Origin of the sequence: Microbulbifer rhizosphaerae, from assembly GCF_014191725.1 — a bacterium.
Classification (GTDB): domain Bacteria; phylum Pseudomonadota; class Gammaproteobacteria; order Pseudomonadales; family Cellvibrionaceae; genus Microbulbifer; species Microbulbifer rhizosphaerae.
Genome location: NZ_JACHWZ010000019.1, coordinates 86,035 through 101,872, shown reverse-complemented (window position 1 = coordinate 101,872; position 15,838 = coordinate 86,035). Strand labels below are relative to the sequence as shown.

11 protein-coding genes and 1 pseudogene are annotated in these 15,838 nt (G+C 60.8%); 4 read left to right on the top strand and 8 right to left on the bottom strand.

All coding sequences use genetic code 11. From position 1 onward, the window contains the following. Nucleotides 1-210 precede the first annotated feature (210 nt). A complete protein-coding gene (locus tag FHS09_RS17545) occupies nucleotides 211-1,227 on the top strand; it encodes an aspartate carbamoyltransferase (RefSeq protein WP_183462298.1) in 1,017 nt (338 codons plus the stop codon). A gap of 40 nt (nucleotides 1,228-1,267) precedes the next feature. On the opposite strand, the gene FHS09_RS17540 is transcribed toward FHS09_RS17545, so the two are convergent. Next, the gene (locus FHS09_RS17540; protein WP_183462296.1) at nucleotides 1,268-3,274 is read right to left on the bottom strand and encodes an LTA synthase family protein; all 2,007 of its coding nucleotides are present in this window, start codon (nucleotides 3,272-3,274) and stop codon (nucleotides 1,268-1,270) included. A gap of 213 nt (nucleotides 3,275-3,487) precedes the next feature. Between FHS09_RS17540 and FHS09_RS17535 the strand changes: the two genes are divergently transcribed. Genes FHS09_RS17535 through FHS09_RS17525 form a run of 3 tightly spaced genes read left to right on the top strand, consistent with a single transcriptional unit; the run spans nucleotide 3,488 to nucleotide 6,323 of the window. Next, nucleotides 3,488-4,927, top strand: coding sequence for an NfeD family protein (locus tag FHS09_RS17535; protein ID WP_183462294.1), 1,440 nt, complete (start codon nucleotides 3,488-3,490; stop codon nucleotides 4,925-4,927). A 2-nt stretch (nucleotides 4,928-4,929) separates the two neighbouring features. After that, nucleotides 4,930-5,685, top strand: coding sequence for a slipin family protein (locus FHS09_RS17530; RefSeq protein WP_183462293.1), 756 nt, complete (start codon nucleotides 4,930-4,932; stop codon nucleotides 5,683-5,685). Then, on the top strand, nucleotides 5,685-6,323 hold the full coding sequence (locus FHS09_RS17525) for a MarC family protein (protein WP_183462291.1): 639 nt from the start codon (nucleotides 5,685-5,687) through the stop codon (nucleotides 6,321-6,323). The genes FHS09_RS17530 and FHS09_RS17525 overlap by 1 nt, the downstream gene beginning before the upstream one ends. A 282-nt stretch (nucleotides 6,324-6,605) precedes the next feature. On the opposite strand, the gene FHS09_RS17520 is transcribed toward FHS09_RS17525, so the two are convergent. The 7 genes and pseudogenes from FHS09_RS17520 to FHS09_RS17490 form a co-directional block, all read right to left on the bottom strand. Beyond that, entirely contained in the window at nucleotides 6,606-8,162 is a 1,557-nt protein-coding gene (locus tag FHS09_RS17520; protein ID WP_183462289.1) for a sodium/sugar symporter, read from the bottom strand. 145 nt (nucleotides 8,163-8,307) lie between these two features. After that, nucleotides 8,308-8,952 (bottom strand): 2-dehydro-3-deoxy-6-phosphogalactonate aldolase, encoded by a 645-nt coding sequence (locus FHS09_RS17515; RefSeq protein WP_221192094.1) that lies wholly within the window; start codon nucleotides 8,950-8,952, stop codon nucleotides 8,308-8,310. Further along, nucleotides 8,945-9,901 carry a 2-dehydro-3-deoxygalactonokinase gene (locus FHS09_RS17510; RefSeq protein WP_183462287.1) on the bottom strand — a complete coding sequence of 319 codons (957 nt, stop codon included), beginning with the start codon at nucleotides 9,899-9,901 and terminating at the stop codon, nucleotides 8,945-8,947. Before FHS09_RS17510 ends, FHS09_RS17515 begins: the two co-directional genes overlap by 8 nt. Further along, nucleotides 9,901-11,634, bottom strand: a complete 1,734-nt coding sequence (locus tag FHS09_RS17505; protein ID WP_183462285.1) for an IlvD/Edd family dehydratase — start codon at nucleotides 11,632-11,634, stop codon at nucleotides 9,901-9,903. The genes FHS09_RS17510 and FHS09_RS17505 overlap by 1 nt, the downstream gene beginning before the upstream one ends. A 103-nt stretch (nucleotides 11,635-11,737) precedes the next feature. Then, the gene (locus FHS09_RS17500) at nucleotides 11,738-14,125 is read right to left on the bottom strand and encodes a glycoside hydrolase family 2 TIM barrel-domain containing protein (RefSeq protein WP_183462283.1); all 2,388 of its coding nucleotides are present in this window, start codon (nucleotides 14,123-14,125) and stop codon (nucleotides 11,738-11,740) included. A gap of 426 nt (nucleotides 14,126-14,551) precedes the next feature. After that, nucleotides 14,552-14,736: pseudogene (locus tag FHS09_RS17495) on the bottom strand (IS1595 family transposase); the annotation flags it as partial. Nucleotides 14,737-14,986: 250 nt separating this feature from the next. Further along, nucleotides 14,987-15,817 (bottom strand): glycoside hydrolase family 5 protein, encoded by an 831-nt coding sequence (locus tag FHS09_RS17490; RefSeq protein ID WP_246395111.1) that lies wholly within the window; start codon nucleotides 15,815-15,817, stop codon nucleotides 14,987-14,989. Nucleotides 15,818-15,838: the final 21 nt, after the last annotated feature.

The window sequence follows — 15,838 nt, the reverse complement described above, 5'->3', positions numbered from 1 at the left end:
TGGTGTGTTGGGTCCCTAACAAATGGGCACGCATAACGGGGGCCTAACGGTTGGGCGTCGCCCCTGGGGGCCTCTAAGTTGGTTCTACAACCTGGGGGCCCGCGGCCGCTCCTACAATTTGATATCGCAGGATGGGAGCTGCGGGGTTTTCCAGTAGAATGCAGCCCCGGTAAAGACTCGCGCCCAAAAAGCGCACTAAGTGGAGTAGCAATGGACTTTATCGGAGCCAATATCCTCTCTGTCAGCCAGTTCGAACGGGTCGATATCGACCGCGTTTTCGAAGTGGCGGACGCCATGGGCCCCTACGCGCGCCGGGAGAAGGTCACCCGGGTGCTGGAGGGGGCCATCCTCGGCAATATGTTTCTCGAACCCAGCACCCGCACCCGCCTCAGCTTCGGTGCCGCCTTCAACCTGCTCGGCGGCACCGTGCGCGAAACAGTGGGCATCAGCGCCAGCGCCATGGCCAAGGGCGAGTCCCTCTACGACACCGCGCGGGTGCTGTCCGGATACAGTGATGTCATCTGCATGCGCCACCCGCAGGAGGGCTCTGTGGCCGAGTTCGCCGCCGCCAGCCGGGTGCCGGTGGTCAACGGCGGCGACGGCGCCAACGAACACCCCACCCAGGCGCTGCTGGATCTCTACACCATCCGCAAGGAACTGGAGGGACACGGGCGTTCCCTGGACGAATTCCGTATTGCGATGATCGGCGATCTCAAGCACGGGCGCACGGTGCACTCCCTGTGCAAGCTGCTGTGCCTGTTCGGCAGGGTCCAGGTGGCGCTGGTATCGCCGCCGGAGCTGGCAATGCCGGAGGAGATCGTGGATCGGTTGCGCAAGGCGGGGCACCAGGTGACTGTGACCGACCAACTGGAGGGCGCTATCGCCCACGTGGATATTGTCTACTCCACACGTATCCAGGAGGAGCGCTTCGCCTCCCAGGAGGAGGCGGACCGCTACCGCGGCCGCTTCCGATTGAACCGGGATATCTTCACCCGCCACGCGGAACCCAACACGGTGATCATGCACCCCCTGCCGCGGGATTCCCGCGCCGAGGCCAACGAGCTGGACATCGATCTGAACGAACACCCCAGCCTGGCCATTTTCCGCCAGACCGACAACGGCCTGCTGGTGCGCATGGCGCTGTTCGCGCTGCTGCTGGGGGTGGAGGACAAGGTGGACCATTACGCCCACGCGGTGCGCTGGCACAGTCGCCGGAATCCCGTATAGCTGGGAGCGCCGAGCCCGCGCCGCGCTGGGGCGATAAATCTTACTTCGCCGCCTCGATCTTGTGGCGCCCCTGCTGCTGGCCGCCGCCGGCTATCTGCGGCTCGGCCGGCAAGCGGTAGAGCCGCTCCTTGTAGCTGAGCGGTCCCCAGAGGGAGTGGGCCATGGCCTCGTCGACAAACGGCTGTTCTTCCTCCACCGCCTCCAATTCGCCGTTTTGGTAGCGATACTGGGACGGCGCTTTGCCGCGCTCGAAGATCACCACTTTATCCCCCTCCATATACGCCTGGGTGGCGTTGTACTGCATCATCGCCCGGCCCGGGGTGCCCGCCAGCTCCGGGCGCAGCAGGTCGTGGCCGATGGCCGGGTGCTCCGCACTCAGGCCCATCAGCGAGAGCAGGGTGGGCAGCATATCGATCTGGCTGGCCACCCGCTTGTAGCGCATCGGCTCGACGTCGGCGCCGAGAATCAGCCCGGGAATATGGAAGTGCTCGATGGGCACCAGGGAGGCGCCGCGCACCCGGGCGTCGTGGTCGGCGATCACCAGGAACAGGGTGTCTTTCCAGTAACTGGACTGCTTCGCGCGCCGGAAAAATTCGCCCATGGCGTAGTCGGCGTATTTGACCGTGTTGTTCTCCGTGGCCTTCTGCGCGTCGTAGAGTTCGATGCGGCCGTCGGGGAATTCGAACGGCGAGTGGTTGGAGGAGGTGAATACCAGGCTGAAGAAGGGCTTGTCCCCCTGTTTTTCGAATTCCTCGTGGGCGCGGGCGAACAGGTCCTCATCGGAGGCGCCCCAGGAGCCCTCGAATACCGGGTTTGCAAAGTCGTTTTCGTCCACGATGCGCTCGAAGCCATTGGCCACGAAGAAGCGTGCCATATTGTCGAAATGGGATTCGCCACCGTAGATAAAGCTGGTGTCGTAGCCCCGCTTGGACAGCAGCTCCGCGATGGTGAAGAAGTCGCGTTGCGAGCGCCCCAACTTGACCACGCTGCGCGCCGGGGTAGGGGTGAAGCCGGTGATCACCGCTTCGATACCGCGCACCGAGCGGGTGCCGGTGGCGTAGAGGTTTTCAAACCAGATGCCCTCGTCCGCCAGCGCATCCAGTTCGGGGGTGAGGGGCCGGCCGCCCAGGGCACCCACGAACTGCGCGCCCATGCTCTCCTGCAGGATGATCACCAGATTGAGGGGTTTGTCCCTTTGTTTCAGCGGCTGCTGTCGGTGCAGGGTGGGTAATTGGTCGCTGGTGAAGCTGTCTGCGGGCAGCCGCATATTCTCTCGTACCAGCCGCACTACCTGTTCCCGTGGCATTTCCCCATACACTGCCTTGCCCTTCTCGTCCCGGCGCGCCTCGTAGATGGCGTACAGCAGGCTGTAGGTGGAGTTCAGGGCCAGGTCGTTGACCATCAGGTCCTCGGATACGGCGACGATGCTGGGGTTGACCGGGCGGTGGTCCAGGGTGGAGCGAACACCCAGGGCACCGACTACCAGCACCAGCGGCAGCATCCACAGGACCGAGAGCGGACTGGTGGTGCTGTCGCTCCGCACGCGGCGGAGAGAGCGGTAGACCAGGGTCACCGCCAGGGGCATGACCACCGCGGCCAGCAGGATCGGCAGCTTGTAAGCTTTCCACAGCATCGACGCCACTTCCCGCGGATAGCGCAGGTATTCCACGAATAGGATGTTCGGGCGCAGGTCGTACTGGTCGATAAACGACGGTGTGGCCATCTCCATATACAGCAGAAAGCCGAAGCAGGCGCTCAGGTAGATGGTCAGCAGCTTCTGCCAGAGGGCGTTACTGCGCGGGCGCAGCGCCAGCAGCGGTGTGGCCAGCGCCGGCAGCAGCAACAGCAGCGAACAGGCGACAATATCGAAGCGCAATCCCTGCAGCAGCAGAAAGCCGGTAATGCCCTGTTCACCCACCCGCGGCCACTGCCAGGTGATAAGACCCAGGCGGGCGATGGAGAGGAGTGCCAGGGCGATCAGCAGGAACAGGAAAAACGGCTGCAGGCAGCGGATACCGGCGGTCGGGTGGGTAAGTTGGCGTTTCATAGAAGGCTCAGGGTCATCAATCGTTGCTATTTCGCTCCCATCCCTGAGCAACTGGCCCGGAACTTAGCACAGACAGGTTGGTTAACAAATAGCCTCCATTGCGCTTTTGTGACCCAAGTCAGGGATTGGGTATATCGGGTACCTCTCTGGCAAGCGGGGTGTTTTCTGTTAACCTGCGAGTACTGCCACTCACTTTGCATCGGGATTGGTGCCATGTCGAAGGGGTTACTGGGATGTCGATCGGCCTCGTGGCTGGGGGCGGCCCTGCTGTTGCTGAACAGCCTACTGCTGTCGGTCTGCGCTGTTGCCCAGGAGACGCCGGAAGGCAGGGCGAAGGTGGACGGCCCCCACGTGGCGGAGTTCTCCATCGACGGCCCCATAGGCCCCGCCACCACCGACTATCTGGTGCGTGCCATGGAAGAGGCGGAGGAGGACGGTGCCCAGCTGTTCGTGATCACCATGGACACCCCCGGCGGCCTGGATGCCGCCACCCGCGACATCATCAAGCATATTCTCGCTTCCAGTATTCCCGTCGCCACCTATGTCCATCCCGCCGGCGCCCGCGCCGCCAGTGCCGGCACCTATATCCTCTACGCCAGCCAGATCGCCGCCATGACCCCGTCCACCACCCTGGGCGCCGCCACCCCGGTGCAGATGGGGGGTGCGCCGGGGCAACAGCCGCCCGGCGAAAGCCCGCAAAAGGGCGGGGGCGCGGAGGAGGAAGGCAAGGAGGGGGAGGAAAAGCCTCAGCCCTCCGGCGATGCCATGGAGCGCAAGGTCACCAACGATGCGGTCGCCTTTATTCGCGGCCTCGCCAATCGCCACGGGCGCAACGCCGATTGGGCGGAAAAGGCGGTGCGCGAGGCGGCCACCCTCACCGCCGGCGAGGCGCTGGAGATGAATGTGATCGACATAGTGGCCAAGGACCAGGGCGACCTGCTGCGGCAGGCCGCCGGGCGCAAGGTGGTGCTGGACAGCGGCGAATTTACCATCCCCGACAATATTGCCGAGCTGCCGCGGCAGAGCTACGAGCCGGACTGGCGCAACAAACTGCTGGCGCTGATCACCAATCCCCAGGTGGCCTATATTCTGTTGTTGATCGGTATCTACGGCCTGATCTTCGAAGGCTACAACCCCGGCGCCCTGGTGCCCGGCATCGTCGGGCTTATCTGCCTGTTGCTGGCTTTCTACGCGCTGCAGGTGCTGCCGATCAACTACGCGGGGCTGGCGCTGATTATCCTCGGCGCGCTGCTGATCGTGGCGGAAGTATTCATGCCCAGTTTCGGCGCCCTTGGGATCGGTGGCGTAATCGCGCTGGTGATCGGTTCGGTGATGCTGATCGACACCGATGTGCCCGGTATGCGGGTGTCGCGCCAGTTGATCGGTGCTATCGCCGGGGTCAGCGGGCTGGCAATGTTGGGGCTGCTGATGGCGGTGGGGCGCAGCTTTCGCAAACCGCGTATTCCCTCCGACCAGGCCCTGGTGGGGCGCAGCGCGGTGGTGACTTCATTGCAGGAAGACATAGTGCTGGTGCATTTGAATGGAGAGATCTGGCGCGCCCGCTGTGACCAGCCGCTGCAGCTCGGACAGCGGGTTACGGTGGTGGCACAAAAGGGTCTGACTTTGACGGTGGAACCGGAGAAAGGAGAATAACGATGTTCAGCTACTTTATCGGATTGTTGATCGCGGCGGTCGTACTGCTGGTGATGTACGCCATCCGCATCATGCGCGAGTACGAGCGCGCGGTGGTGTTTTTTCTCGGCCGCTTCCAGGCGGTGAAGGGGCCGGGGCTGATCATTATCATCCCGGTGATCCAGACCATGGAGCGGGTGGACCTGCGCGTGGTGGTGATGGATGTGCCCACCCAGGATGTGATCAGCCGCGACAACGTCTCGGTGAAGGTCAATGCGGTGGTCTACTACCGGGTGGTGGACCCGCAGTCGGCGATCATCAATGTGGAGCAGTACCACGAAGCGGTCAGCCAGCTGTCGCAGACTACCTTGCGTTCGGTGCTGGGCAAGCACGAGTTGGACGAGATGCTCTCGGAGCGGGACAAGCTCAATATCGATATCCAGAAGATTCTCGATGAGCAGACCGACGCCTGGGGTGTGAAGGTCACCAATGTGGAAATCAAGCATATCGACCTGGATGAGAGCATGATCCGGGCCATCGCCCGCCAGGCGGAGGCGGAGCGTTCCCGCCGCGCCAAGGTGATCCACGCGGAGGGTGAGGCACAGGCGGCGATGAAGCTCACCGAAGCCGCGGAAGAGCTGTCCAAGAACCCCAACGCCATCACCCTGCGCTATATGCAGACACTGATCGACGTGGCCGGGGAAAAGAACTCCACCATCATATTCCCGCTGCCGCTGGACCTGATCCGGCCGCTGCTCAAACAGGCCGAAGGAAAATAATGGATCTGGATTGGGATCAGTTTGCCAACTCCTTTCTGTTGCTCCTGGTGCTGCTGAACCCGTTCATTATGAGCATCTACCTGCTGGATCTGGTCAAGCGGGTGGAGCTCAGGCTTTTCACCCGGCTGATCGTGCGCGCTTTCCTGATCAGCCTGTTGGTTTTCCTGCTGTTCGCCTGGTTCGGCGAGCGAATTTTCGACAATCTGTTCCAGGTGCGCTTCCTGGCCTTTATGATCTTTGGCGGAATGACTTTCCTGATTATCGGAACCCGCCTGATCCTGGGCATGGGCCCGCCGGTGGATGTCATGAGTACGCAGTCCCGCGAAGTGGCCGGGGCCATCGCCATGCCGTTTATCGTCGGTCCGGGCACTATCAGCGCCTCGGTGATCGCCGGCAGCCGTGTCGGCGCTCCCGCTGCCTCCCTCGCCATAACACTGGCCATAGTCGTCGCTGCCATTTCCATGATCCTGCTGAAATTTCTCCACGACTGGGTGCAGACCCGCCATGAGCGCTACGTGGAGCGTTACGTGGAAATCGCCGGACGCATCACCGCGCTTTTCACCGGTTCCTTTGCGGTGGATATGATTTTGAAAGGAGTGGAGCGGTGGCTGTTTCTGCTTCAGCAGGGAGGTCTGTAAGAGCCTGTTCATAATCTTGCACTTCTCAGCGGGACCGGGTGGGATGACCCTTTGCGGGACACGGGCTGGGCGCCCCCCTTTAATACATCCCTGTACGCTCGTAATCGGCATCCCTGCCTCATACGGTCCCGCAAAGGGCCATCCCACCCGGTCTGCCAACTTCATCAGGAGATTATGAACAGGCTCTAAGGGCGGCTCCCCCGTTTACTCTGGGCAAAAAAAAGCCCCTGCTGGCAGGGGCTGAAAGATGCGCTTACAGCGATGGGGGTTTTCCCGTGGCCCTTACCACCAGGTGTAGTAGAGGGCGACGAGGATAAGACTGATGCACAATGCGGAAAGGTTGAAGCCGCTGCTGGTGGAGTAGTCCACCGAGCCTGTTTCGATGGCTTTGGGATTTTTCTCTTTTCCCGCCACCAGCATGCCGAGCAGCAGGCAGGCGACGAATATCAGCCCCACCCGGTCCATAAATGGCAGTTCCGGCCAGAAGATACGAGCCAGTGCCGACAGCACCACGGAACCGATACCCGCAACCAGCGCCGACGTGGCGTTGGCCCTTTTATAGAAAAATCCGAGCAGGAAAATGGCCACCACGCCGGGGGTAAAGAAGCCGGTGAATTCCTGGATGTACTGGAAAGCCTGGTCGAGCTTGCCGAGCAGTGGCTCGGCGATCACCATCGCCACCACCATCGCGGTCAGCGCGGCGGTGCGGCCGACCAGCACCAGGTGTTTTTCACCACGCTGGGTCCCGGCCAACTGGCGGTAGATATCCATGGTGAAAATGGTGGACACGCTGTTGGCCATGGAACTCAGGGAAGAGGCGATGGCGGCGACCAGCGCGGCGAAGGTAAGCCCCAGCAGTCCGGCCGGAACCAGCTTCATCATTTCCGGATATGCCTGGTCGGGCTTCTCCAGGTTTGGCACCAGTACCAGCGCGGCGATGCCCGGCAGTACCACCAGTATCGGCATCAGCAGTTTGAGGAAGGCGGCCAGGGCTATGCCCTTTTGCGCCTCGCGGAGGCTTTTCGCGGCCAGCGTCCGCTGCGTGATGTACTGGTTGAAGCCCCAGTAGGACAGGTTCATCACCCAAAGGCCACCGATCAGTACGGAGATTCCCGGCAGGCTGACATAATCTTTGTGCTCCGGGGAGAGAATCATGTCGAAACTCTGCGGTACCCGTTCCAACAATATACCGAAACCGGTGAACACCCCCTGGCCATCGGCAATGGTATTCAGGGCCAGGTAGCTGACCATCAGGCCACCGAACACCAGCAGCGTCACCTGGATGATATCGGTAAATGCCACCGCCCTGAGGCCGCCGTAAAGGGAGTAGGCGGCGGAAAAAACGGCCAGGAACAGCATGCCGTAGAACATCTCCACACCGGTGATCGTCTTGATCGCCAGCGCGCCCAGGTAGAGCACCGCGGTGAGATTGACGAAGGTATAGACGGCGAGCCAGAAGAAAGCCATTACCAGTTGCACCCGGTGATCGAAGCGCTGCTCCAGGAACTGGGGCATGGTATAGATTTTCTTTTCCAGGAAGGTGGGCAGGAAATACTTACCGATAATAATCAGCGTGATGGCCGCCATCCACTCGTAGGAGGCGATGGCGAGGCCGATGGCGTAACCCGAACCGGTCATGCCGATGATCTGCTCGGCGGAAATGTTCGAAGCGATCAGTGAAGTGCCTACGGCCCACCAGGGCAGCGCATTGCTCGCCAGAAAATAGTCGGAAGTGTTGCGTTGGTGGCCGGCCTTCTCCCGGGATATCCACCAGGCGAAGCCCAGAAGCAGAATACAGTAGCCGGCGAATACCGCCAAGTCCAGACTCGTCATCGCCATGATTAACCTCGTTATTATGTAATTGCTCTATCTATTATTTGTTCAGTCAGGCGCAGGATGGGCAAAGGAGCGTAGCGACGTGCCCATCAATTGGCGCCGGGTAATGGGCACGACCGCTTCGCGGTCTTTTGCCCATCCTACGGTTCTATTTGAATTCTAAAAATTTTCGGATATAGCGTTCCGCCAATTCCGCCAATTCCGCCACCTCCTCCACCGTTCGTCCCGGCTTATAGAGATCTCCACCGATGCCAAAGCCGTGGACGCCCGCGCGGAGGAAGTCCGCCATATTGTCCAGATGCACCCCGCCGACCGCGAGCAGACGGATTTCCGGCGGCAGCACCGCCTTGAGATGTTTTACGTATTCCGGCCCCAGGTGGGCGGCGGGAAAGAGTTTCAAATATTCTGCACCCGCCTCTATGGCGGCGAAGGCTTCGGTGGGAGTTTGGATGCCGGGCATAACGGTCATTCCCTGCTCGAGACTGCGGCGGATCACCCGCGGATTGCAGTTCGGCGAAACAATCAGGCGCGCACCTGTCGCGGCCACTTCCTCCGCCTGCCGCTCAGTGGTCACCGTGCCCGCACCACAGCAGGCGCGATCGCCGAAGTGCTCCACCAGTTTGGCGATGGTGTCCAGCGGGTCCGGCGAATTGAGTGGAACTTCGATATAGCGGAAGCCCGCCTGGTAAATCGCCTCGGCGACAGGGACTATTTCCGCGGTGGTGATGCCGCGCAGGATGGCCACCATCGGCAGGTGCGGCGCCCCCGTTGCCACGATCGGTTGTTCAGTCATGTTTTCTGCTCTGTTGATAGAGTTGCCGCAGACCGTTCAGCGCCAGGTCCGCGCCCTCGTATTGGCGACTGCCTATACCCTGGTGGGCGAGGGCCCGCTGGTAGAGTTCGGTGATGTGCAGGTCGCCGATCAGGTGGACCGTCGAATCCGCGCCGGGGGCAGCGGATGCCAGGTCGAGGCGCGCGCGGATCTCGCTGCCGATCAGCAGGCCTGACAAATAGGCCGCACCTTCGGAAGGTGGCAGCCGCTGGTCGAGCACGCGGGTTCGCGCAGAGAAGAGATTGAAAGCGAGGTCGGGGTTTTCGTCACTGGCGGCGACTCCCGAATCGAATGCCTCGCGGGAGAACTTCTGGTCGCCCTGCACCAGCACGCTGTGGTTGCTGAGCAGTGCGTAGAGTTCCCCGGTGATTGCGGTGCTGAATTGCTGTACTTCGCCCTTGTCAATGTTCACCCACTTTGCATGGGTGCCTGGCAGACACAGCCAGCTCGACCGGCGCTCCTCTTCCGAGGCCTGCGCCAGCCAGCCGACAATCTGTGTTTCCTCGCCGCGCATCACTTCCAGTTCGCCGCCGACGGTACGTGTGCTGAGGCCGGGAACTATGCAGGCATTGAGGTCCGCTTCTCCCAGCGGGGCCAGGGAGGCGGCCAGTTGCTGCGGGTCCACCGGACACGGCTGGTAGGGCACATTCTGCAGACCGATGTTGGACCCGGCCATTCCGCAGAGAATGACAGGCAGTGCCCGTGCCCGGCCCGGCAATTTGGCAATTTCCCCGAGCAGAAAGGGCAGAAGTTCTTCCCGGCGCATCTGCCCCACGCCGCGGCCGGAAACCCGCTGTTCCAGTAATCGCCCTTCGCCGTTGAGGAGGGAGAGGCGGAAGCTGCTGGTGCCCCAGTCCACCGCCACCAATTCGCCGGTATCGTTTGAAAAATTTCCCGTTGGGTTGTTCATCAGTGGGATTCTCTGGAAACTTCGTCGCCGGAACCGCCGACCAGAAAGTCCAGGTCGGCCCCTTGATCCGCCTGCAACACGGTCTCCACATACAGCTTGGCGTAACCGCGATGGTAGGGCGATTCCGGCTTGTTGTTCAGCCACTCGGTCAGTCGCGCCTGTAGTTCCTCGTCGGAGATTTTCAGGTTCAGGCTCCGCGCCTCGCCGTCGAATTCGATCAGGTCGCCGTCGCGCACCACTGCCAGCGGCCCTCCGGCGTGGGATTCCGGCGCCACGTGCAGGATCACCGAGCCGAAGGCGGTACCGCTCATGCGCGCGTCGGAGATACGCAGCATGTCTTTTACCCCTTTTTCCAGCAGCTTTTTCGGCAGGGCCATATTCCCCACTTCCGGCATACCCGGATAGCCTTTGGGGCCGCAGCCCTTGAGCACCATAATGCAGCTCTCGTCGATATCCAGCTCCGGCAGGTCCTTGCGCGCGTGGTAGTCCTCGATAGATTCGAACACCACCGCGCGGCCGGTGTGCTTGAGCAGCTCAGGGGAAGCGGCGTTGGGCTTGATGATGGCGCCCTGGGGGCAGAGGTTGCCGCGCAGCACCCAGATGCCGGAGTTGTCCCGCACCGGGTTGTCGAGGTCGCGGATCACCTCGTCGTTGTAGCACTCGGCGGATTCGATCTGCTCGCCCAGGGTCACGCCGCTGACGGTAGTGGCGCCCAGTTCCAGGTGGGGGGCGATCTTCTTCATCACCGCGGGCAGGCCGCCGGCGTAATGGTAGTCCTCCATCAGGAAGCGGCCGGAGGGCATCAGGTCGACGATCAGCGGCAGGTCGCGGCTGTAGCGGTCGAAGTCCTCCAGTTCCAGCTCGACCTCCAGGCGCCCCGCGATGGCCAGCAGGTGCATCACCGAGTTGGTGGAGCCGCCCACGGCGGCGTTGACCTTGATGGCGTTGATCAGGGATTCCTTGGTAACGATATCCCGGATGCGAATATCCTCTTCCACCAGGCGTACTATCTCGCGCCCGCTCATGTGCGCCAGCGCCTGGCGCCGCGCATCCACCGCCGGCAGCGAACCGTTGTATGGCAGGCAGAGGCCCATGGCCTCCACCAGGTTGGAGACGGTGGAGGCGGTGCCCATAGTCATGCACACGCCGCGGGAGCGGGACATGCCGCTCTCCGCGGCAATAAAATCCTCCACGGGCATTTCCCCGGCGCGCACCGCCTCGGAGAACTTCCACACGTCGGTGCCGGAGCCGATATCGCGCCCGCGGAACTTGCCGTTGAGCATGGCGCCGGAGGAGACCACGATGGTCGGCAGGTTGACGCTGGCCGCGCCCATCAGCTGTCCCGGGGTGGTCTTATCGCAGCCACCCAACAGCACCACACCGTCGATGGGATTGCCGCGGATGGATTCCTCCACGTCCATCGCCAGCAGGTTGCGGAACAGCATGGCGGTGGGGCGCATCTGGGTCTCGCCGAGGCTGGTCACCGGGAATTCCAGCGGTACCCCGCCGGCCTCCCAGATGCCGCGCTTGACGTATTCCGCCAGCTCGCGCAGGCCCGAGTTGCAGGGGGTGATTTCCGACCAGGTGTTGCAGAGGCCGATGATGGGACGGCCGTCGAAACAGTGGTCCGGGTAGCCCTGTGCCTTCATCCAGGAGCGGTGGATAAAGCCGTCCTTGTCCAGCTTGCCGTAGCTCAGCTGGCTGCGGCGTTTGGGTTTCTTGTTGTCGCTCATGAAAACTGGCTCAATTGTGGCGGAGAGTCACGGTTCTCCGGCTCGGTGACTGTTCTATTTTTTTATATGATAAATATGTCTTATGTGAATGGCAAGACGCAGATCACTCCGCCCTAGTCAGGGCCGTTTCCGCCGCGGACAGCTGCGGTGATCTTGCCTTCAGGTTTACGCCGGAGAGATCGCTGCCGAGGCGGATCAGCGCACTGGCCACGCCGTCCTCGCTGTGGATGGTGGATGGGGATACCAGTTCGGCATCGCCGGACAATTCGAAGGTGACCGGAATGCCGTTTGCATGGGTCTGATTGCCTCTGGCGTCGAGCAGGCGCACACGGGCAAACAGCAGATCATTGCTGCCGGGGACCGGCGTCTTGCCGGCGGTTTCCACGGACAGCTGCAATTGGCCGGGCTCGCCGGCGGTGACCAGCTTGTGCCGCGCCACGACTTTGCCATTCGCATAGGCCAGGGCTTCAAGGGTGCCCGGTACGAAACTGTCCAGCTCGAAACGGAAGGTCGGGTGCTTGAGATTGGTGAAGCGCGAATTGGGCGCGCTGCGCGCGACCGGTTTGCCATTCAAACGGATTTCCACTTCGTCCGCATTGCTGAACACATAGAAGCTGTTGCTCGAACCCGGCTGCCAGTGGCTGGCGATATGCACCATATAACCACCGGCCAGCGGGCCTGCGAAGTCGTTGGCGTCGCGTTGGCTCTGGTAGAAGTAGTAGCTGAACTTGGGCAGCCGCTCGATGCTCATCAGCCCCGAGGCCTCCAGGTCGTCGGCGTAGCCGCGGTTGTAGTCGAACATCGCCCAGTAGCCGTCGGCGAAAGCCGGGGTGTTGAAGTTGTCGTTATGGGCCTCCATCAGGTTCAGGGCCTGCTGCTGCAGGCGCTTCTCGCCGTCGGCGAGCAACTGGCGGCTGGACCTATCCGCCTGCAGCAGGTCGCCCCAGTTGTCCTGGTTGAGGCCGGCGTTCATCGCGTAATACTCCCAGTCGCCGTACTCGGACACGATATAGGGCTTGGTCGGCTCCTTGTAGTGGTCGAGGCGGTGCTGGCGCGCCTGCAGGTAGATATCGTATCCGTAAGGCTTCCAGCCGGCAGAGTAGACGTTGTCTCCGGGAAACTCCTCGTGCACTGCGGCGTGCAACCGGTCGATAAACGGCTCCGGCATTTGGGATTCGTTCAGCGAGCACTCCCACGCCAGCACCGAGGGGTGGTTGCGGTCGCGGCGGATCAGGTCGCGGCAGGTCTGCACCGCATGGTCCCTGAATTCCGGCGTGTCATTGAAGTACTGCCAGCCGAGAATCGCGTCCAGCAATACCAGCCCAAGCTCATCTGCGGCGCGCATAAACGCCTTGGAGTGGGGGTAGTGGGAGAGACGCACATAGTCGAAGCCGGCGGCCTTGATCAGTGCGGCGTCCCGGTACTGGGCGGCATCGGACAGGGCGTAGCCCACGTAAGGGTATTCCTGGTGGCGGTTCACCCCGCGCAGGAAGGTCTTTTCGCCATTGATAAACAGCTCGCCGTTTTGCAGGCGGAATTCGCGGATGCCGATACGGGTGTCCTGTTGGTCCGTCAGTTCGCCGCCGGCGTAGACACGGGTGCGCAGCGTATAGAGATTCGGCGATGAGGGGGACCAAAGCCGCGGCTGTGTCACGGTGAGCGTCTGCCGGTCAGCCAGGTCCTGTTTGCCTTCGGCGTCCAGCTTTTGCTGTGAGGTGGCGATTGGCTCATCGCCGTCCAGCAACTGGTGTTCCACCCATAGGGATTTCGCTTCGGCGCCGCGGTGGACATGAGTCTGTACTTCCACCTGGGCGGAATTCCTTGCGACCTGCGGGTAGCGCACAAAAATACCGCCGGAGGCCACTTCACCGGCGTGGACCGCATCGGTGATATGCACCGGGTTTTCCGCGCGCAGCCAGACGTCGCGGTAAAGGCCGCCGTACATATTGAAGTCCAGGGTGGCCAGAGGCTTGGGGCCGGTAACTTGGTTATCGCGGTTGTCCAGACGCACCAGCAGCCGGTTGGCTCCGGGTTTCAGCTGCTCTGTCAGCTCAACAGTGAAGGGCAGGTAGCCGCCCGCGTGGCTGCCGATTTTTTTGCCGTTCAGCCAGATTTCGGCCAAGTTCATTGCGCCTTCAAAATCGATATAAACTTTCTTGTCACTCCATTCGCTGCGGAGTGGAATATCCAGTCGGTACCAGGCATCGCCCTGCCACTGGTCGTCGACGATCCGGGGTTCGATGCGCGGCGTGTGGGGCAGGGTGACCGATTGCCAGTTACCGGACTGCAGGGCATCCTCGAGGCTGAGCCGGCTGTCCGAGCGCATAAACTGCCAGCCGCGGCGGTTCAGTTTTTGCGGTTGGCCGACGGACAGTTGTCCCGCCTCGGTTTCCGCTTTTGGTTTTGTTTTGGCCTCCTGGGCCGGCTTTCCACATGCGGCCAGAAGGATGACAAGGACGACAGCGACGTTTTTGATTAGTATTTTGCTCATCGGTTTCTCTCAAGTTTTTCCGTGCTCTGGAGGAGAGGAGTGGCCGTTGGCCGCAATCAGGCTTGGGGTGCTCCCAAACGCCGACCTCGGCCAATGGCCATTCCCGAAAAGTATTCTTCTTTGTTCCGTAGCGGGAGAAAAACCGCATTGCCGGCATTCCCCCAGCGCGAACCCGAATCCACAATGCTGGACGTCCGGTACTGGCTCAGGCGAGCTCCCGGTAGATGCGCCGACACCGCCGAAATTTTTATGGTATCGCGAGATGGTTGAGATAGCGCAGTTGGCCCACCGGGAGCGCGCCCGGCCACGTATTGTGGTGAATGTGGCGACCGGTCCAGTTTATATAATATAAATAATACTACTTTCAAGAGGTGTGCACTGCGGTATCTTGGGCGCTGTTTGGCCATTCATTTACCTAATTACCATCTAAGGTAAGCCGAGTTTAAGCAATCTTTCCGGCATTGACGGTGTTCGGAGAGAAACGTAGGCAAGCCGAGGAATAAGCGCGCACAGGTCGAATCTGCGGTTAAAACGTATTGGAATTCCGCCAGGTAGCGCCGTACATATTTTGGTCGCATCGCAGGGTAGGTACTGCGTAACGCGCTCTTTAAAGGCTTGGTCGATGCACAATGAGTTGTTGAACTCGTCGAGCAACGCTCGCAGAAAGTCCATATCCCGTCTGTTGGTGTTGGGCTACCCGTCCCGTTGTCTGGGGATCCTTGATCTATTTAATTGTCGCCCTTGAAAGTCTAGCGGATGGCCGCCCCGCGCAACAGCGCGGAGTTGCTTGTATTCCAAGGGCCCGCGGCCGGCGCGGCACATCCCTGTGCCGCATTGACCCGACAACCTACCTAGTTGCCGTTACTGTACGTTGACGATTGCGTTGATGAGATCTGGATACAGCCAATTGCCATTGTTGCGATCAAATAGCGCCATGCCACCGTCGCCTGCATAGCCGTTGTCCCAATACACAGGGACCATCTGATGGTTGACGCTTGACTGAGTGACATACTCATTCCAGTAAACTCTATACTGTCCATGGTCCCAAACATTAGGGCGTGAAATCACGCCATACTCACCGAGAATCAAACCTACTCCGTTATTCACGAAATGCGTTTTCATGCGATTGAATTGAGAATTCACATAGGATTCATGAGCCCAGGACTCGGTCTTGCTGGGATCTGTCGCACCGGAACCCCATTGAGTAATTCCACTATTGGCGTTCAGGGTGAAATTGTACGGGTCGTAAAAATGTACTTCCATGAACAGGCGGTTTTGGACTGTATCCTCGGGAATAACAGCAAAGTCGATCGCATGATCAATATTGGTATTAAACGACTGTACCACCAGGTAACGGGTTGGATTTAACCCGCCGGTAGCGCACACAGTATCAACAAACGTTTGGTTGAAGCTGTTTTGCACGGTGTAATACTCCTGGGTAGGCGTACCATAGTCGCCCTCTACCATCACTTCGTTGGAACCGGCGAACAAAAGCCGATGATCGTAGTCCGCAAAGTGGTTGGCGATCTGGGTCCACATGATGGCGAGACGATTGTTGACGCCGCCAGCCCCATTACCGTCTGTTTGGTCTCGGCTGTGTAGAAAGCACTCGACGACCAGTGGGTCAAGCGGTTGCCATTGCGACCGTTGGATTCGGTAAACTGGGCCGACGCGTCCTCTTCCAGAATCCAATCGTCGGTACCGTTTTCGAAC